Source organism: Streptomyces djakartensis (assembly GCF_014651075.1).
Lineage (GTDB): Bacteria > Actinomycetota > Actinomycetes > Streptomycetales > Streptomycetaceae > Streptomyces > Streptomyces djakartensis.
Genome location: NZ_BMWE01000007.1, coordinates 69,453 through 86,945 on the forward strand (window position 1 = coordinate 69,453; position 17,493 = coordinate 86,945).

Here is a 17,493-nt window from a genome sequence, read left to right on the forward strand (position 1 = left end):
GTCAGGCGGGGACGATGTTCTCCGCCTGCGGGCCCTTCTGGCCCTGCGTGACGTCGAAGGAGACCCGCTGGCCCTCCTGGAGCTCACGGAAGCCCTGGGTCGCGATGTTCGAGTAGTGGGCGAAGACGTCGGGGCCGCCGCCGTCCTGCTCGATGAACCCGAAGCCCTTTTCAGAGTTGAACCACTTCACGGTTCCCTGTGCCATGACATTCTCCTTCTGTAGGCAGAGGCCCCATCCGGAGATGCCGGAAACAAATAGTGCGCCCGAAGGATGAACATTCCCGTCAGGCGCACATAAGTTCATGGGTACCACAACTGCAACGCTGACAGCCTAGCACGGCTCGGCGGCTCGTGGGTCATGACACGGCACGGAGCCCCTGCCCCTGACGACCGGTCGGCCGGTACACCGACACGGCGAACGAGGCGGTCACGCGCACGGGCGCACCCAGCTCGCCGATACGGTGCCGCAGTTCCGCGGGGACGACGTGGTGCGCGGCCGGACCCATGGCCACCAGGTTGGTGGCGTCTTCCGGGGTGAGGCTCATGGCGTACTCCATCGACTCGGTGCGCGCGTGCCGGAAACCGGCCGCGAGGGTCCGGCTCAGGCGTTCCTCCTTCCTGGGGTCGACGGCCGGCAGACCCAGCGGCTCCCGTAGTTCCCGCAGGTGCCGGCCCGTCGGTGTGACGACGAGCAGGGCGCCGTCCGGCCGGAGGACGCGGTGGAACTCCGGCCCGTTGCGGGGCGCGAAGACGTTCAGCACCAGGTCGGCGCAGCCGGTGCGGACGGGCCACGGCTGCCAGACGTCCCAGCCGACGGCCTCCCCACGGGCGTGCGCGCGGGCGGCGGCGCGCAGGGCGTGGACGGAGCTGTCGAGCCCCAGGCCCAGGGCCCCGGGCAGGGCGTCGAGGACCGCCGCGAGGTAATGGCCGGTGCCCGCGCCGGCGTCCAGGACGACGGCGTCGGGCGGGGCCAGTTCCGTCGCGAGCTCCATGAGGGTGCGGGCGAGCGGGGCGTAGTGCCCGGCGCGGAGGAAGGAGCCGCGGGACCGGACCATGTCGGCGGAGTCGGCGCTCACGGCACGCCGCCGGCCGGTCAGCAGACTGATGTGGCCGTGGCGGGCGATGTCGAACGTGTGCCGGTCGGCGCACCGCAGGGCACCGTCGGCCCGTACGAGGCCCAACTGGCAGTGGGGGCAGGTCAGGACGGTCAGAAGCCGGTCGGACGGCAGGCGTCGGGCAGGACCCGAAGGCATGGATGCTCCTTGACAGCGCAGCCCGGCGCGCTGAAGCGCCGGGCCGTGTGTGCGGGGGACGGTGAAGTCGTCGGCGCCCGCCGGTGGCGGGCAGGCCGGGCAGGGTGATGTGAGGGGGACTCACATCACCGTGCTCACCGCGGTGTCACAGGAAGCAGTGCGGGATGCCGGTGCGTGCCATAGCCATACGGCAAGGCTACCGCCGGCCGCCGAACGGCCGGTCCGTGGCCGGGCGGGTGGCCGAGGGAACCGGACGGACCGCGGAGGGGGCGGCCGACGGGAGGCGGGAGGAGGGCGTCGGGGCCGTGGCGCCGCCGGTGTCCTGCGCGGTGGGCGTCGGAGCCTTGGACGCGGGCCCGGAGGGGTACGGAGAAGGGGACAGAGAAGGGGAGGGGTGCGGAGGGGCCGTGGTCCTGGACGGTGGAGCCATCGGGACCGTCGGGGAGGCGGGGCGCTCCGGGGCCGTGAGGCGCACCGGGAGGGCGATGAGGGCGGCCGTGGCGCAGAGCAGGCCCGCTCCGGCCGCGGCACGCAGCAGGCGGCGGCGGGCCGACCTGCGGCGGATCGCCTCGTAGTGGCCGGGGGGTGCGCTCAGGTAGTCCGGTGAGGAGGGGCGCAGGATCACGGCGAGCGGGTCGTCGGGGCCGAACTCCGGCCCGTCGTCGTCAAGGCGTGTGGTCAAGGCTTCTCCTCAGATGGACGCGGAGCAGTTCCCGGGCCGCGTGCAGGTCGGCCTTGACGGTTCCTTCCTTGCGTCCGGTCAGTACCGACACCTCCCGGATCGGCATGTCGGCGTAGTAGTGCAGGAGCAGCGGCACGCGGAGTCGTTCGGGGAGCGACTGCACCAGCAGGCGCACCGAGGGGTCGGCCTGTTCGGGATGGGGGCGCACCGCGGCTTCGGAGGTGACGCGGTGCATGGCCCGGCGTTCGCGCTCCAGTTTGCGCCAGTGGTCGCGCACGAGGTTGGCCGCGGTGACGTAGAGGAATCCGCGCGGCTCCGCCACGGACGTCCAGCGGGCCCAGAGCCGGGTGAACGCCTCCGAGGCGATCTCGTGGGCCGTCTCGTCGTCGTCGACGAGACGGCGGCACCAGCCGGCGAGGCGCGGGTAGAGGGCGGCGAACAGCTCGGACGCGGCCTTCTCGCGGGACCGCTTCAACGCTCTGAAGGGGTGGGGGACCCGGTGCCGCCCTGTGCGGCGAACACGATCACGTTGTCCGCGTATCCGTCGCCGGTCCGCACCCCGCCGCACGTGATCAGCCGCAGCTCCGGGCGGTCCACGTTCCCGTAGACGTCGTCCGCCGGGAATGCGGTCTTCGGGACCGTGCGTACGGCCGTGACGGCGAACTCCGCCGCCGTGCCGTTCTCCAGGCGCGCCACGATCCCGTCGCCCCGGCGCAGCCGGGAGAGGTGCCGGAAGACACCGTCGCCGTACGGGCCGACCGTGACATGGCCGAGGATCACCGACGGGCCGGTCCGGCCGGGCGTCGGCGAGTGGCGGTACCAGCCCGCCCGGTCATGGGCCGTCACCGGCGGTACCTCCACCGTGCCGTCGGGCGCCAGGCCCAGCCGGATGACCGGGGTGTCGACGCCGATCGCCGGGATCAGCAGCCGGACCGGCACCGAACGGGCCGGGGGACGCCGCCGCCCGGCCGGGACCGGCGGCGGTGGGGTCCGGGAGGCGTGCCCTTCCGTCGCGGTGCCACCGCCGCAGGCCGTCAGCAGGGACGTCAGGGCCGCGGCGGTGAACGCGCGCCTGGAGAACGCGGTCATGCCCCGGGCGCCCGGCGGCGGCGTACCACGAGGACGGTGCCGCCGCCGAGGGCGAGCACCGCGGCGGCGCCCGCGCCGATCGCCGTGCCGTCGGCACCGGAGCCCGCGGACTGAGCCGTCACGCCGGTGTCGGGCGCGCCGCTCGGCCGGACGGCGACCTGGTCCTCGGCCGGTGCCCGGGTCGGTTCGGCACTCGGCACCGGACGGTCCGGCTCGTCACCGGCCGTCGGTGCGGCGCTCTTCGTCGGCTGGACGGTGGGTGCGTCGGTCGCCGGGACAGGGCTCGGGGTCGTGGTGCCGCTCGCGAACGCGGGGCCCGTGCCCACCAGTACGGCGGTGCCCGCGAGGGCCAGGGCGCTGAGGAGGGTTCGGCGCATGGGGTCGCACTCCTTGGTCGGTCCCGCCTCTTGATCGGCGGGGTGCGGCGCCCGGTGCCGGCGGCCGGGCGGTGTGAGGTTCGTGCGGAGAGACGAGGCGGCCACCCGGCAGGTTGTAAAGAGAAGGCAAAGTCCTCAGGGGTCCTCGGTGGCGGCGGACCTGCGCAACAGCCCGCGTTCCATCGCCACCACCACAGCCCTCGTGCGGTCGTTGACGTCGAGCTTGGCGAACAGGCGGAGCAGATGGGTCTTCACCGTGGCCTCGGCGATGACGAGGCGGCGGCCGATCTCGGCGTTGGTGAGGCCGTCCGCGACCGCGTTCAGGACGTCCGTCTCGCGGGACGTGAGCGGAATCCGGTCGGGCTGGCGCATCCGGGCGACGAGCCGCTCGGCCACCCGGGGTGCCAGTACCGTCTCGCCGCGGGCCGCGGCGTGGATCGCGTCGGCCAGCTGTTCACGGGTGGTGTCCTTCAGGAGGTAGCCGATCGCGCCGGCCTCCACCGCGCGCTCGATCTCCGCGTCCGTGTCGTACGTGGTGAGGATCAGTACCCGGGTGCGGGGGAACCGCGCGACGATCTCGGTCGTCGTGGCCACTCCGTCCAGTACCGGCATCCGCAGGTCGACCAGGGCGACATCGGGCTGGTGACGCTCGACGAGTTCGAGGGCCGCGCGGCCGTCACCGGCCTCGCCGACGATCTCGATGCCGGTCCCGGAGGCCAGGAGAGCCACCACTCCGGCCCGCATGACCGTGTGGTCGTCCACGACGACGATGCGCAGCGGCCCGTTCGTCATGCCGTGGCCCCCAGCGGTATCAGCGCCAGCACCCGTGTCCCGTCGCCCACCGAACTCGTCACCGTGAGCCTCCCGCCCAGCTCCGCCAGTCGTTTGCGCATGCCGTCCAGACCGAAGCCCGACGATTCCTCCACCAGGAACCCCGTCCCGTCATCGGTGATCTCGAGCTCCACCCCGTAGGGCTGCCGGGTCAGGACCACACCGACCGTGGAGGCGCGGGCGTGTTTGCGGACGTTGGCGAGGGACTCCTGGGTGCAGCGCAACAGCGCGATCCGGGTCTGCTGGTCGCACTCCAGGTCCTCCAGCTCGGCGTCGACCGTGAGGCCGGTGTCCTCGGCGAAACGGTCCAGGGTGCGGCGGAGGGTCCGGGCGACCGAACCGGCCGCGGCCCCGCCCGCAGGCCGGGCCGAGCCGACCAGCTCCCGTGCCTCGGCGAGGTTCTCCCGTGCGGTGGACTCGATCGACCGCAGCTGCTGCGCACTGCGGGCCGGGTCGGAGTCGAGCCCCGCCCGGGCCGCCTCGGCGAGCACGACGATCGAGGCGAAGCCCTGCGCGAGGGTGTCGTGGATGTCCCGGGCCATCCGCTCCCGTTCGTCCGCCGCGCCCTGGCGCTGGTACGCCTCGGTCAACTCGGCCTGCGTCTCCTCCACTTCACTGATCAGCCGGGCCCGTTCGGCGCTCTGCGCGACCACCGAGTGCGCCCACAGCCCGATCAGTGCCCCCACGGCGACGACCAGCAGCGTGGACACGAGCGTCTCGGTGAAGAACTCCACCGTCCAGCCGTCCTCCCGCAGCACGCTCCCGCCCAGGGTCGCGGCCGTGGCGAGCCCCAGGAACACCATCGAGGCCCTCGGCGTCCGCCCGAACATCCAGTAGTGCGGCAGCGTCACCATGAACAGGGCCGCGTAGTTGCCGCGCAGATACGCCAGCCCGCCCAGCGCGACCACCAGCACCGACAGGTACACGTGCGGCCGTACGACGGGGTTGGCGGGGAAGCGGTCGAGGACCGCGTAGCACAGCACCACGCCGCCCAGCAGAACCAGCGCCGCGTACTTGCTCCCGTCGGGCCGGTCGATGGCGACCAGCCCGACGGCCATTACGGCGAACAGCAGCCAGCACACCGCGTTCCAGCGGCGCAGCGAGACGGCCCAGAAGGCGTCGGCGGTGGTCCCGGCGAGAGCGGTCATGCCGGTCAACGTACGTCGACCGCCGGGCGGGAGGGGCTCCTTTTCCCGGGAGCGGCAGCCGTCGTCCGCCGCGGCGTTCGCGAGGGCCACCAACTCGCCTCGCCCAGCAGCAGCATCGCCGCCGGCAGCACCAGGACCCGGACCACGAACGCGTCGATCAGCACGGCCGCCGCCAGGACGAAGCCGATCTGCTTCATCTCGATGATGTGCAGGAAGACGAAGCCGGCGAACACGGTCGTCATCACGACGGCGGCGCTGGTCACCACGCTCGCCGAGGACCTGATCCCGTCCAGCACGGCCTGCCGGGTGGGCACTCCCGTGAGCACCGCCTCCCGGATCCGGCTCACCACGAACACCTGGTAGTCCATCGACAGCCCGAAGAGGATCACGAAGAGGAACAGCGGCACCCGCGAACCGATCGACCCGGTGGAGTCGAAGCCCAGCAGGCCTTCGGCCCAGGTCCCCTGGAACACCAGCACCAGCAGCCCGAGCGCCGCGGCCGCGGACAGCAGGTTCAGCACGACGCCGAGCAGCCCGAGCACCACCGAGCGGAACGCGTACACCGTCATCCCGAACGTCACCAGCAGCAAGGCCACGAGCACCAGCGGCAGTTTGGCGTTCTGATGGGCGGGATAGTCCGTGTAGCGGGCGACGTCACCGCTCACGCCGTACTCGGCACCGGCGATCAGGCCGACGGTGGCGGGCAGGAAGTCGTCCCGCAGCCGGTCCAGGGACTCGTGCGCCTCGTCGGAGTTGCCGAGGTGGGGCACCTTCAGTTCGAGGGTGCTGGTGCGGTCGTCGGCCGAGGTCCTGATCCTCGACGCCCCGGTGAACAGCGGATCGGCCTGCGCCCGCCGGACCACCTCCCGCAGTGCGGCGGTCACCTCCGCCGACCGTGCGGCGTCGGCCCGCACGACGACCTGGTGGGTCACCCGTTGCCCGGGGAACGCGTCGTTGAGCCGGTCGTACACCTTCATCGCGGGGATGTCGCGGGAGTGCGTGTCCCGGCTCATCTCGGTGATCTTCAGTCCGGCCAGCGGGAAGACCAGTGCCAGCAGTGCCACGACCGACACGCACAGGGTGGCCAGGGGATGCCGGGCGGCGGGCCGCAGCAGCGCGCTCCACACCCGGCTGCCGCCGCCCTCGCCCCGCACCCGGCGTGCGGGCTTCCCGCGCTCCGCCCGCCGCAGCGCCCGGCGTTCCGCCCGCCGCCCCAGCTTCACCAGCAGTGCGGGCAGCGCGGTCAGCGAACTGGCCACCGCGACCAGGACGACCACGATGGTGCCGGTCGCGAGGGAGGAGAAGATCACGTCGGAGGCGAGGTACAGCGTCGCCGTGGAGGCGACCACCGCGAGCCCGGAGACCACGACCGCCCGGCCCGAGGTCGCGGCGGCCAGCTCCACGAGGGCCTCGGAGGAGAGCCGGCCGCCGGAGCGGGCCCGTTCCTCCCGCTCGCGCTTGAGGTAGAAGAGCGTGTAGTCGACGCCGACCGCGAGACCGATCATCAGGATGACGTTGGTACCGACCCCGGCGTCGGGCGACACGTGCGAGACGACCATCGACAGCCCGACCGCGGCGGCGATCGACGACAGCGCCAGCAGCAACGGCACCGCGGCCATGGTCACCGACCCGAACACCACCAGCAACGTCACCAGGGTGACGGGAAGGGTGATCGCCTCGGACAGCGCAAGGTCGTCGCCGCGCTGCTTGTCGACCCCCTTGCTGACGGAAGGGCTTCCGGTCTCCTCGAGCAGCAACCCGGGGTGGCTCTTCTGCACCGCGGCGGTCTGCGCCAGCAGCGCGTCGACCTTGTCCTTGGCGTCCCGCTCCTCCCCCTTCAGCGCCACCTCGACCATCAGGACCCGTCGGTCCCGGGACAGCAACGGATCGGCCACGCCCGCGACTTCAGGCAGTCGCCGCATCCGCTCGGCCAGCTCCTCAGCGGCGGCTCGGGCGGTGCCCTGGTCCAGGGCACCGCCCGAACGGGATGAGATCAGCACCTGCTCGGCGGACCTGCGCTCCAGATGCGCCTCGGCCGCGAGGGCCTCGGCACGGCCCGCCTCACCGACCCGGTAGTCCGCCGTCTTCGCACTGTTCACGCCGACGGCGCTGCCGGCCCCCAGACACAGCACCACGAACACCAGCCAGCCGGCGATCGCCCGCCAGGGGTGCCGCGCGCTCTGGCGTGCCACCCGCACAGATAATGAAGTCATGCCCAAAAGCATCGCTGAGCTGGGCAGTTGTCGGACAGAGGCACTCGGTTGAACCTGCCGTCCACCGCTCGGTGGACGGCAGTCCTGGGGGAATCCCCACCCCCTGCGGGTGGCTCAGCGCATGTCGCCGAGTCGTTCGAGCCGGTCGCTGACGCCGTGGCGGAGTGCGCCGAGTGTCGTGCCGGGCGGGGCCACCTTCGGCGTGACGGACGGCGGCTGGGTCTCGTCCGCGCAGGTCGTGCCGCGGGCGGGCACCTTCAGGTCCACGAGGTAGCCCGTGACGGCCTCCGTGGCGCAGACGCTGCGCCCGAACGCGGTGTGCCCCTCGGCCTGGAAGGTGAGCAGCCGGCCGTTGTCCAGCTGCCGGGACAGGGCGACGGCGTCCTGGTACGGAGTGTCCGGGTCGCCGGTGGTGCCGAGGACGAGGATCGGCGCGGAGCCCTCGGCACGGAAGGAGCCGTCGTAGCGGCTGACCCTCTCGGCCGGCCACTGGGTGCAGGTGGTGGCGTGCTGGTGGTCGTAGAGCGGCGGGCCGTAGGCGAGGGCCGGTCCGAGCAGCGGTGCCGCCTTGGCGAAGGAGGTCACCTTCCACTTCAGCAGGTGCGCGTCACGCGGGTAGTCCCGGTCGACGCACTCGACGACCACGTTCGGGTTGAGGAAGTCGTAGCTGGCGGCGGACGGCGGCCGGAGCAGGAAGGACGTGTTGTCGCGCTGCTGGGCCTTGCGCAGGGCCTCACCGAGGGACGGCCAGATGACCTTGCCGGCGTTGATGTTGAACAGCAGGCGGTAGACGAGGGTGTAGCCGTTCGCCTGACCGCCGTTCGCGGTCGGTACGGGGCTGGCGTCGAGGTCGGCCTTGAGCTTCTGGAACGCGCCCCGGGGGTCGCCGTCACCGAACCCGCAGGTGGCCTGGTCCGCCGCGCACCAGTCGAGGAACCGGCTCATCGCGCCGTCCAGCGCCAGGTACTGGGACCGGTCGGAGGCGTAGGGCCGGTTCGTGTGCAGCTCCGGGTCGTACGCGCCGTCGAGGACCAGGGCACGCACCCGGTCGGGGAACAGGGCGGCGTAGACGGTGCCTATGTAGCTGCCGAACGAACGGCCGTAATAGGTGAGTTGGTCTTCTCCCAGGGCCTGGCGCAGCAGGTCGATGTCGCGGGCGACGTACTCGGTGCCCACGTACGGCAGCAGTTCGCCCGCCTTGTCCTGGCAGGCCTGGGCGAACGCGGCGGCCTGCCGCACCGCGGGCTCGTAGGCGTCCGGGCCGGGGACGCCCTTGGCGGCGGTGATGGCCTGGGTGTACGTCTGGTCGTCCCAGCACTCGACCTGTGAACTGCGCCCGACGCCGCGGACGTCGTATCCGAAGACGTCGAAGGAGTCGCGCATGGCGGCCGGCAGGCCGGCGTAGTTGCCGCGTACGAAGTCCACACCGGAGTTGCCGGGCCCGCCGGGCTGGAGGAAGAGGGTGCCCTTCTTCTTCGCCTGGTCCGGGGCCTTTTTGCGGATCACGGCGAGGGTGATGGTCCTGCCCTGCGGATCGCGGTAGTCCAGCGGTACTCGGGCGTCGGCGCACTCGAACCCGCCCTGGCAGTCGGACCAGGACAGGGACGGCACGGGCGGCTGCCCCGTCGTCCCGTCCGGCTGGGTGGCCATCGCGGGTGCGGCGGTGCCGGCGATGGCGAAGGAGACGGCGGCGGCGAGGGCGGTCCGCAGACGGGGAAGGCGTCTGCCCGCCCTGCCGCCGGACCGGCCTGGTCTGTGCTCTGGTGTGGTCACTGTCGGGTTCCCCTCGGGCGCGTGCGCAGCGGCGCGTTGCCGGTGCGGACGGGTCGGTCGCTGAGTGCGGCTCACTCGTGGAGAGAAGAGGGGAGAGGGTGGCCTCGCGGTTGCGTCCCGGCTCAGTCGAGGCAGAACTCGTTGCCCTCGATGTCCTGCATGACGATGCACGACTCGTTGACGCCGTCGGCCAGCAGGGTGCGCACATGTGCCGCGCCGAGCGCCTCCAGTCGTGCGCGTTCGGCCTCCAGCGTGGCCAGGCGCTCCTCACCCACGAGTCCGGTGCCGGCCCGCACGCACAGATGCACCCGGTTCTTGACGACCTTGCCTTCGGGGACGCGCTGGAAGAACAGTCGCGGTCCCACACCTGAGGGATCGACGCAGGCGAACCACTTGCCCTGGTCCTCGGACGGCAGTGTGCGGTCGAAATCGTCCCAGGAGCCGAACCCCTGCGGAGGCGGCGGGACGACATACCCCAGCACCTCGCACCAGAAGCGGGCGACGCGCTCGGGTTCCGCGCAGTCGAAGGTGACCTGAAACTGTCTGACCGATGCCATCGGCCCACCGTAGCAGCAGGTCTTCGCCGCTCAAGTCCCTTTTCGCAGCCACCGGTTGAGGGGAAAACGACCTTTGGGAATGCTCGTCGGACTAGGGTCGGTGCGTGAGCAGACAGATACCGCAGCCGACCTTCGTCCTGGTCCACGGCGCCTTCGCCAACTCCTTCTCCATGGCGCCGCTCCAGGCGGAACTGGGCCTCCTCGGTCACCGTTCGGTCGCCGTCGACCTGCCCGGGCACGGATTCGGGGCGACGTACACCCGCGCCTACCAGGCACCGCAGGACGCCGAGGGTCTCGCCTCCGCCCCCGGTTCGATCAAGGGCGTCACGCTCGCCGACAACGCCGCGCACCTCATCGGAATCCTGGAGCGGGCCAAGCGGAACGGCCCGGTGATCCTCGTCGCCCACAGCCGCGGCGGCCTCACGGCCACGGTGGCGGCCAACGCGCGGCCGGACCTGATCGACCGGATCGTCTACGTCGCCGCCTGGTGCCCGGTCGACCTCGACGTCGCCGCCTACTACGCCGAGCCGGAGATGGCCGGCGTCGACGCCGCGTCACTGGCCCTGGCGATGGTCGGCGACCCGGCGGAACTCGGCCTGCTCCGCGTCAACTTCCGCACCGCCGACCCGGACGCCCTCGCGGCGCTCAAGGCGGCCTTCCTCGCCGATGGCACCGACGAGGAGTTCCTGACCTTCCTGAGCACCTTCCAGCCCGACGAGAACCTGGACGCCGGCACCTCCGACGACCGGGCGCGGGCGGCGACCTGGGGCCGCGTCCCGAAGACCTTCGTCCGGCTGTCCGGCGACGCGAGCATGCCGCTCGCCATGCAGGACCGGCTGATCCGCGAGGGCGACCGGCTGACCCCGGACAACCCCTACGACGTCCGCACCCTGGAGAGCAGCCACCTGAAGTGGCTGGTCGATCCGGCACCGGCGGCCCGGGTGCTGGGAGAGCTCGCCGGGCTCGTGCACGGCACGGACTGAGGACAGCCGAGGCAGGTCAGGGAGGACGTCTCACATGGCCGGGCTCTACCCCGCAGGCATCGAGCCGTACGAACACGGCATGCTCGACGTCGGCGACGGCAACCGCGTGTACTGGGAGACCTGCGGGAACCCGGCCGGCAAGCCCGCCCTGGTCCTGCACGGAGGGCCGGGTTCCGGCGCCGGACCGTCCTGGCGCCGGCTGTTCGACCCCGAGGCGTACCGCATCGTCCTCTTCGACCAGCGCGGATGCGGCCGGAGCACACCGGACGCCGCCGATCCGCTGACCTCGCTCGACGCCAACACCACCACCCACCTCATCGCCGACATCGAGCTGCTGCGGCGGCACCTCGGCGTCGACAAGTGGCTGGTCCTCGGCGGCTCCTGGGGCGTGACCCTCGCCCTGGCCTACGCCCAGCAGCACCCCGGGCACGTGTCCGAGCTGGTCCTGTTCAGCGTCACCAACACGACGCGCCGCGAGGTGGAGTGGGTCACCCGGGACATGGGGCGGATCTTCCCCGAGGAGTGGGCCCGGTTCCGCGACACCGTCCCCGAGCCGGAGCGCGACGGCAGCCTGGCCGACGCGTACGCCCGGATGCTGGGCGACCCCGATCCGGCCGTGCGGGAGCGCGCCGCGCGGGCCTGGTGCCGGTGGGAGGACGTGCATGTGTCCACCGACCCCGGGCACCGGCCCGACCCCCGCTTCCAGGATCCCCGCTTCCGGCTGCGCTTCGCCCGCCTGGTCACGCACTACTGGCGGCACGCCGGCTTCCTGGAGGACGGGGCGCTGCTGCGCGGCGCCGGGAAGATCGCCGGCATTCCCGGCGTGATGGTCCACGGGCGGCTGGACATCAGCGGGCCCGCGGACGTCGCGTGGCGGCTGGCCCAGGTGTGGCCGGACGCGGAGCTGGTGCTGATCGGCGCCGAGGGGCACGGGCTGTCGGGGGATGCCACGACGGAGGCGCTGGTCGCGGCCACGGACCGGTTCCGGCCGGCCGGCGCGACGCGGCAGCCGTCTCGACGCCGCGTGCCCTGACCACAGCGCGGTCATCCGGGGCGGCGACCAGCCGTCACCACCTCCGGTGCGTGACCGCATCGGCCGAAACCGGGTGCGGGGGAAAACCCCCATGCCCGCGTGGAGGCTTCCCCACTTCACGCGGGTGGTCTGCCGCATGGTTTCCGTGATCGTGGGCCGGGAGCCTTGGATCATGACATGGCATCGGATCGCCAGCGCTCTGACCCTGCTCGTCACACTCGGCGTCGTCGCGGCCGGGACACCGGCCACCGCACACACCACCGAGCCCGCCTCCACCGTCGTCGATGCCCTCGACCGCACCTCCCACCGCCTGCGCACCGTCGAGCCGGGTGGGGACACCCGCGACCTGCGCCCCCTCGACCGCATGATCGGTGACGCCCGGGTCGTCGGCCTGGGCGAGGCCACCCACAGCTCGCACGAGTTCTTCACCCTCAAACACCGCGTCTTGCGCCACCTCGTCGAGAAGCGCGGCTTCCGTACCTTCGCCCTGGAAGCCCCCTGGAGCACCGGCCTGCGCCTCAACGCCTATGTGCTGCGTGGCGAGGGGGACCCGCGGCGCATCATGCGGGAGGAGTTCCAGCGGGACTACCTGTGGTGGAACAACACCGAGTATCTGGCGCTCGTGGAGTGGATGCGGGCGTACAACCAGCGGCACCCCGACGACCCGGTCCGGTTCATGGGCGACGACTTCGCCTGGGCCGGGCCCGAGCTGTACGACGAGGTCACCGCCTACGTGGCCCGCACCCACCCCGGCCTCCTCGCCCGCTTCACGGCGCTGTACCGGGGGTTGCGGCCCACGACGGCGGCGGGTGCGTACATCGAGCAGTACCTGAACAGCCCGTACGCCGAACGCAAGGAGAGGGCGGAGCGGACCGGTGAGGCGCTGGAGCTGCTGAGGCGGCAAGGGCCGGGTGCCGACCCGGAGGCGTACGACTGGGTGGTGCGGCAGGCCACGGCCATCGACCAGACCGCGCGCGGCTACGCCTTCGACTTCGGGGACGCGGAGCAGCTCCGGGCCGCCATGCGCTTCCGCGACTCGGTCATGGCCGACAACGTGGCCTGGTGGGCGGAGCACACGGGAGACAAGGTCCTGCTGTCGGCGCACAACGCCCACGTCTCCTATGTTCCGGTCGACCCCGCCCACTACCCGAAGGTGCAGGGCGAGTTCCTGCGCGACCGGCTCGGCGACGCGTACGTCAGCATCGGGTTTACCTTCGCGCGGGGTTCGTTCAACGCGACCGGACCCGAGGACCAGGTGCGCCGGTTCGCCCTCGGCCCGGCGGGACCCCGCAGCAACGAACGGACACTCGACCGGGTGCGCCACCGCGACTACGTCGTCGACCTGCGGACCGTGCCGGGGCCGGCCCGGAAATGGCTGCGGGAGGCCCGGCCGACCCGCAGCATCGGCACCGCGTACCCGGAGCCGGAGCACGACGTGGCGCTCGCCCGCAGTCATGACGTGCTGATCCACCTGCACCGCGTGGAGGCGGCTCACCTGCGCGACCGGAAGCCCGCGCCCGGCCCGGTCGACCGGTAGGAGTGGACTCGTGCGGTTGCGCACCGGGACCAGTGGTAGGTCGTGCCGGGTTCGCCCCTCTGCTCTCGTCTTGGCGCTGTTCCGGCCGGTACGGCGGCGTACGGTGGCGGCGTGGCAAACGAAGACCTGGGGCGGACTTTGCGCCGCTTGCGCCGTCTGGCCTCCTTGACGCAGGAAGAACTGGCCGAACGCTCCGATGTGTCGGTCGATGTGATCCGCCAGCTGGAACAGGGGCGGAAGCACTCGGCGCGCCTTCCCACCCTGCACGCGCTCGCCAGCGGTCTGGGTGTGGAGCTGACCACGCTGCTGGGCGATCCGCCTGCCGTCTCGTCAACGGGCGAGAACGACGGGCCGCGCTTCGTGGCTGTGCGTCGCGCCATCATGCCCGTGCTCTGGGGACGTGACCCGGAGCCACCTGGCCCCGGCTTTTCGATGGAGCGTCTTCGAGAGCAGATCGCGGACGGCTGGACGCAGTACCACGCGGCCGAGTTCGACGCGGTGATGAAGGCCCTGCCGGATCTCATCTCGGATGCGCGAACCGCCACGGCCGCGGAGAACGACGACGACCGCAGGGCCGGTTTCGCCGCCCTGGGCAAGGCGCTTCAGCTGGCCGGACACGTCGCCGTGCGGATGGGCAAGACCGACCTTGCCCTGACGAGTCTGGAGCGCGCGATAAACGCCGCGGAGCAGTCCGACGACCCGCTGCTCGTGCCGATGATCGTCAACTCCACGGCTTGGACGTACCAGCGGCAGGGCCGCCTGGATGACGCGCTGAGCATCGCGCTGCGTGCCGCAGCCGACATCGCGGACGCAGCGCTGACCGAGGTGGCTGACGGACTGAAGGTATGGGGGGCGCTGACCATGAGCGCCGCCACGTCGGCCGCGCGGAGCGGCGACTACGAGCGTGCGGCGGCGATGATGCAGGCGGCGGAGAAGGAAGCGGCCCGGGTCTCGAAGCTGCCCGACGGTGGCGACAACCGTATGGTCAGCGTGTTCAGCCCGTCGTCTGTCCGTATCGAACGCGTGCGCCTGGCCGTGCAGTATGGCCACCCGCACGATGCGTTGGCGCTGGCCAAGGGCATGCGGTTGAGCAAGGACACCCCACCGTCCTGGCGGACGTGGCTGCTGCTGGACGTGGCCCGAGCTCACACGGACATCGGTGACGCCGCCGGGGCGGTCAAGACCCTGGAGTCCCTGCGCCGAGTGGCCCCGACGTGGATGCAGCACCACACCTTGGCCGTGGCGATCGTGCGCGACCTGTGGGCACTTCCCAACCACCCTGTGGGACTCCGCCCGTTGGCGGAGTTTCTGGGGATCGGCACATAGCGTGCCGAAAGTGGGACGTTGCGCCCCTGTCCGCGTCCCCGGCAGGCCGCTTACATGACGGACAGCGCCCTGGTGACCGCGACCGGTCCCGGGGCTGGCCGATCTGAAAGAGCAGACCGACATGCCGCAATCCACGACCCGGGCGCGTCCTACCGGCTGCCCCGGGTACAGCGAGACCCTTCTGCGCAGGCCCGAGAGTGTGGGCATGGCCCGGCGCCTGGTCCGTGTCGCGCTGGCCGCCTGGAGCCTGAACGACTTGGCTGACGACGGCGTGCTGATCGTTTCCGAGCTGGTGTCCAACACCGTCCAGCACGCGCGATGTCGTTCCATCCGCGTCACGATCACCCGGCCGGAGCCGGTGCGGGTACGCATCGGCGTGGTGGACAGATCCAAGCGGTTACCGGAACCGCAGGTGCCGCGAAAAGGCGACGAGAGCGGGCGCGGACTTGTGCTCGTCGGAGCGCTGGCCAAGTGCTGGGGCACGGATCAGCTGCCGTGGGGCAAGCGGGTGTGGGCGGAGCTGCACGAGGAGGAAGGCGGATGACTGGCAGGCGGGAGCCCTGGGTGGGCGACTTGGTCCATGACGAGGTCGCCGACCGGCGTGGCGTCGTCACCGATGTGCGTGGCGGCACGGTCTGGGTGCTGCGGCCGGAGTCCGGTCCGGGACAGTGGACTTCGCGGCGGCCGGACCGCCTGCGTGTGTTGAAGCCCCGTGAGGAGAGACTGCTGCCGTCGTGACACCTCGCTCCCACTCCGGCAAGCCCAGGTGACGGATCCCTCACGAGCCCCTCGCGCGAAGGAGTGGTCTCGCCGCCCACCCCGGGCCGATCGTGGGCGACATGTGTGATCACCGTGCCGTACCCGCCGATCCCGCAGGCGCTGAAGGGCCCAGGAGCGCGGAGGCCGATGAGGTCCGCCGCTTCTGGGGCCGGCTGGGGCTTCCCGGGCTGGTGGACGTGCACACGCACTTCATGCCCGAGCGCGTACTGCGCAAGGTCTGGGGCTACTTCGACGCGCTCGGTACGCTGACCGGCGGGCTGGAGTGGCCGATCACCTATCGGCAGGAGGAGGCGGAACGGGCGGGCATCCTGCGGGAGTTCGGGGTGCGGGCCTTCACGGCGATGCTCTACCCGCACAAGCCGGGCATGGCCCGCTGGCTGAACGGCTGGGCGGCCGGCTTCGCCCGCCGCACCCCCGACTGTCTGCACACCGCCACCCTCTTCCCCGAGCCGGGCGTCGAGGCGTACGTCCGGGAGGCCGTCGAGGCGGGCGCGCGGGTGTTCAAGGCGCATGTGCAGGTGGGTGCGTACGACCCGGCCGACGAGCTTCTCCGGCCGGCCTGGGGGTTGCTGGCCGAGGCCGGGATACCGGTGGTGATCCACTGCGGCTCCGGGCCCGCGCCCGGCGAGCACACCGGCCCCGGGCCGATCGCCGGGGTGCTGGCCCGGCACCCACGGCTGCGGCTGGTCGTCGCCCACATGGGGATGCCCGAGTACGAGGAGTTCCTCGGCCTCGCCGAGCGGTACGGGCAGGTGCGGCTGGACACGACGATGGCGTTCACCGACTTCGCCGAGAAGCTCGCGCCGTTCCCGCCCGGCGCGCTGCCCCGGCTGGCCGACGCGGGCGACCGCATCCTGCTCGGCTCGGACTTCCCCAACATCCCGTATCCGTACGTGCATCAACTGCACGCCCTGGAGCGGCTGGGGCTCGGGGAGGAGTGGCTGCGGGCGGTGTGCCACGACAACGCGGCGGAGTTGTTCGGGCTGTGAGGGCCGCCGGTGGCTGACCGGCCGGGGTCAGCCGGGCACCGTCGCCCGCTCCTCTTCCGCCCGCAGCACGCAGAACTCGTTGCCCTCCGGGTCGGCGAGGACGACCCAGCCCCGGCCGTCGGGCTCGCGGCGGTCGTCGACCAGGGTGGCACCCAGCCCCAGCAGCCGCTCGACCTCCGCCTCCCGTGAGGTGTCCGGGCGCAGGCACAGGTGCAGCCTGTTCTTCACCGACTTCGGCTCCGGAACCTCGTTGAAGTACAGGGCCGGGCCACCGGGCAGCATGACCTGGGTCTCGGGGTCACCGGGCTGAGCCTCGGGGTGCGGCGGCTGTCCGGTCACCTCGCTCCAGAAGAGCGCCAGTCGGTAGGCGTTCGCACAGTCGATCGCGATGTTCTCCACCGTTGAGGTCACGCGAGCGATCATCGACGAGCCGCGCCTCCGCCCGCCACCGGAATACGGCCATGGCTGCCGGGTGCTCCCGCCACCGACAGCTGGTGTGCGGCAGTTGACGTGTCGTAGTACTCCTGGGAAGACAGAGACACCTTCCTTCTTGTTTGGAGTCGCCGATGGCCGTTCGCCGTGTCGTGCCCAACATCCAGTCGAAGGCCGCCCCGCAGGAGAGCCGGGAGTTCTATGGCCTGCTGGGCTTCGAGGAGGTCATGAACCACGGCTGGATCATGACGCTCGCGTCCCCGTCCAGCCCGGCGGCGCAGATCAGTGTCATGACCAGCGACAAGACTGCGTCGGTCGCCCCTGACATGAGTGTCGAGGTGGACGACGTGGATGCGGCTTATGCGGTCATGCGGGCGAGCGGCGCGGAGATCGTTCACCCCCTGCAGGACGAGGAGTGGGGCGTGCGGCGGTTCTTCGTTCGTGACCCCAGCGGAAGGGTGGTCAACGTGCTGGGTCACCGCTGACGCCC

At 71.8% G+C, this 17,493-nt stretch carries 20 protein-coding genes; 8 read left to right on the forward strand and 12 right to left on the reverse strand.

Annotated features, from left to right (window positions below):
• Position 1: 1 nt before the first annotated feature.
• The 11 genes from IE212_RS13635 to IE212_RS13685 all read right to left on the reverse strand — a co-directional run bounded on the left by IE212_RS13635 (position 2) and on the right by IE212_RS13685 (position 9,923).
• Positions 2-205 carry a cold-shock protein gene (locus IE212_RS13635; protein ID WP_007502648.1) on the reverse strand — a complete coding sequence of 68 codons (204 nt, stop codon included), beginning with the start codon at positions 203-205 and terminating at the stop codon, positions 2-4.
• A 151-nt stretch (positions 206-356) separates the two neighbouring features.
• Positions 357-1,253: a putative RNA methyltransferase gene (locus tag IE212_RS13640; protein ID WP_190198071.1), complete on the reverse strand. Its 897-nt coding sequence runs from the start codon at positions 1,251-1,253 to the stop codon at positions 357-359.
• A 196-nt stretch (positions 1,254-1,449) separates the two neighbouring features.
• Positions 1,450-1,935: a hypothetical protein gene (locus tag IE212_RS13645; protein WP_190198072.1), complete on the reverse strand. Its 486-nt coding sequence runs from the start codon at positions 1,933-1,935 to the stop codon at positions 1,450-1,452.
• Positions 1,919-2,410 carry an RNA polymerase sigma factor gene (locus tag IE212_RS13650; protein ID WP_190198073.1) on the reverse strand — a complete coding sequence of 164 codons (492 nt, stop codon included), beginning with the start codon at positions 2,408-2,410 and terminating at the stop codon, positions 1,919-1,921. The genes IE212_RS13645 and IE212_RS13650 overlap by 17 nt, the downstream gene beginning before the upstream one ends.
• Entirely contained in the window at positions 2,407-3,024 is a 618-nt protein-coding gene (locus IE212_RS13655) for a class F sortase (RefSeq protein ID WP_190198074.1), read from the reverse strand. The genes IE212_RS13650 and IE212_RS13655 overlap by 4 nt, the downstream gene beginning before the upstream one ends.
• Positions 3,021-3,401 carry a Tat pathway signal sequence domain protein gene (locus IE212_RS13660; RefSeq protein ID WP_190198075.1) on the reverse strand — a complete coding sequence of 127 codons (381 nt, stop codon included), beginning with the start codon at positions 3,399-3,401 and terminating at the stop codon, positions 3,021-3,023. Before IE212_RS13660 ends, IE212_RS13655 begins: the two co-directional genes overlap by 4 nt.
• Positions 3,402-3,536: 135 nt before the next feature.
• Positions 3,537-4,193 carry a response regulator gene (locus IE212_RS13665; protein WP_190198076.1) on the reverse strand — a complete coding sequence of 219 codons (657 nt, stop codon included), beginning with the start codon at positions 4,191-4,193 and terminating at the stop codon, positions 3,537-3,539.
• Positions 4,190-5,380: a sensor histidine kinase gene (locus IE212_RS13670; RefSeq protein WP_190198077.1), complete on the reverse strand. Its 1,191-nt coding sequence runs from the start codon at positions 5,378-5,380 to the stop codon at positions 4,190-4,192. The genes IE212_RS13665 and IE212_RS13670 overlap by 4 nt, the downstream gene beginning before the upstream one ends.
• A 5-nt stretch (positions 5,381-5,385) precedes the next feature.
• Positions 5,386-7,593 carry an MMPL family transporter gene (locus IE212_RS13675; protein ID WP_190198078.1) on the reverse strand — a complete coding sequence of 736 codons (2,208 nt, stop codon included), beginning with the start codon at positions 7,591-7,593 and terminating at the stop codon, positions 5,386-5,388.
• A gap of 114 nt (positions 7,594-7,707) precedes the next feature.
• On the reverse strand, positions 7,708-9,366 hold the full coding sequence (locus IE212_RS13680; protein ID WP_373301386.1) for an alpha/beta hydrolase: 1,659 nt from the start codon (positions 9,364-9,366) through the stop codon (positions 7,708-7,710).
• 122 nt (positions 9,367-9,488) lie between these two features.
• Complete coding sequence (locus tag IE212_RS13685) at positions 9,489-9,923, reverse strand: VOC family protein (RefSeq protein ID WP_190198079.1); 435 nt, start codon at positions 9,921-9,923, stop codon at positions 9,489-9,491.
• Between the two features lie 104 nt (positions 9,924-10,027).
• On the opposite strand from IE212_RS13685, the gene IE212_RS13690 reads away from it, so the two are divergent.
• The 7 genes from IE212_RS13690 to IE212_RS13720 all read left to right on the forward strand — a co-directional run bounded on the left by IE212_RS13690 (position 10,028) and on the right by IE212_RS13720 (position 16,571).
• The gene (locus IE212_RS13690; protein ID WP_190198080.1) at positions 10,028-10,906 is read left to right on the forward strand and encodes an alpha/beta fold hydrolase; all 879 of its coding nucleotides are present in this window, start codon (positions 10,028-10,030) and stop codon (positions 10,904-10,906) included.
• Positions 10,907-10,940: 34 nt separating this feature from the next.
• Positions 10,941-11,939 (forward strand): prolyl aminopeptidase, encoded by a 999-nt coding sequence (gene pip / locus IE212_RS13695; protein ID WP_190198081.1) that lies wholly within the window; start codon positions 10,941-10,943, stop codon positions 11,937-11,939.
• Positions 11,940-12,111: 172 nt separating this feature from the next.
• On the forward strand, positions 12,112-13,476 hold the full coding sequence (locus IE212_RS13700; protein WP_190198082.1) for an erythromycin esterase family protein: 1,365 nt from the start codon (positions 12,112-12,114) through the stop codon (positions 13,474-13,476).
• 111 nt (positions 13,477-13,587) lie between these two features.
• Complete coding sequence (locus IE212_RS13705) at positions 13,588-14,802, forward strand: helix-turn-helix transcriptional regulator (RefSeq protein WP_190198083.1); 1,215 nt, start codon at positions 13,588-13,590, stop codon at positions 14,800-14,802.
• 121 nt (positions 14,803-14,923) lie between these two features.
• A complete protein-coding gene (locus tag IE212_RS13710; protein ID WP_190198084.1) occupies positions 14,924-15,346 on the forward strand; it encodes an ATP-binding protein in 423 nt (140 codons plus the stop codon).
• On the forward strand, positions 15,343-15,540 hold the full coding sequence (locus IE212_RS13715) for a hypothetical protein (RefSeq protein WP_190198085.1): 198 nt from the start codon (positions 15,343-15,345) through the stop codon (positions 15,538-15,540). Before IE212_RS13710 ends, IE212_RS13715 begins: the two co-directional genes overlap by 4 nt.
• 101 nt (positions 15,541-15,641) lie before the next feature.
• Positions 15,642-16,571 (forward strand): amidohydrolase family protein, encoded by a 930-nt coding sequence (locus IE212_RS13720; protein WP_190198086.1) that lies wholly within the window; start codon positions 15,642-15,644, stop codon positions 16,569-16,571.
• A gap of 27 nt (positions 16,572-16,598) precedes the next feature.
• Here the strand turns inward: IE212_RS13720 and IE212_RS13725 are convergent, their stop codons facing one another.
• The gene (locus tag IE212_RS13725; protein WP_229864284.1) at positions 16,599-16,982 is read right to left on the reverse strand and encodes a VOC family protein; all 384 of its coding nucleotides are present in this window, start codon (positions 16,980-16,982) and stop codon (positions 16,599-16,601) included.
• A 155-nt stretch (positions 16,983-17,137) separates the two neighbouring features.
• On the opposite strand from IE212_RS13725, the gene IE212_RS13730 reads away from it, so the two are divergent.
• On the forward strand, positions 17,138-17,488 hold the full coding sequence (locus tag IE212_RS13730; protein ID WP_190198088.1) for a VOC family protein: 351 nt from the start codon (positions 17,138-17,140) through the stop codon (positions 17,486-17,488).
• Positions 17,489-17,493: the final 5 nt, after the last annotated feature.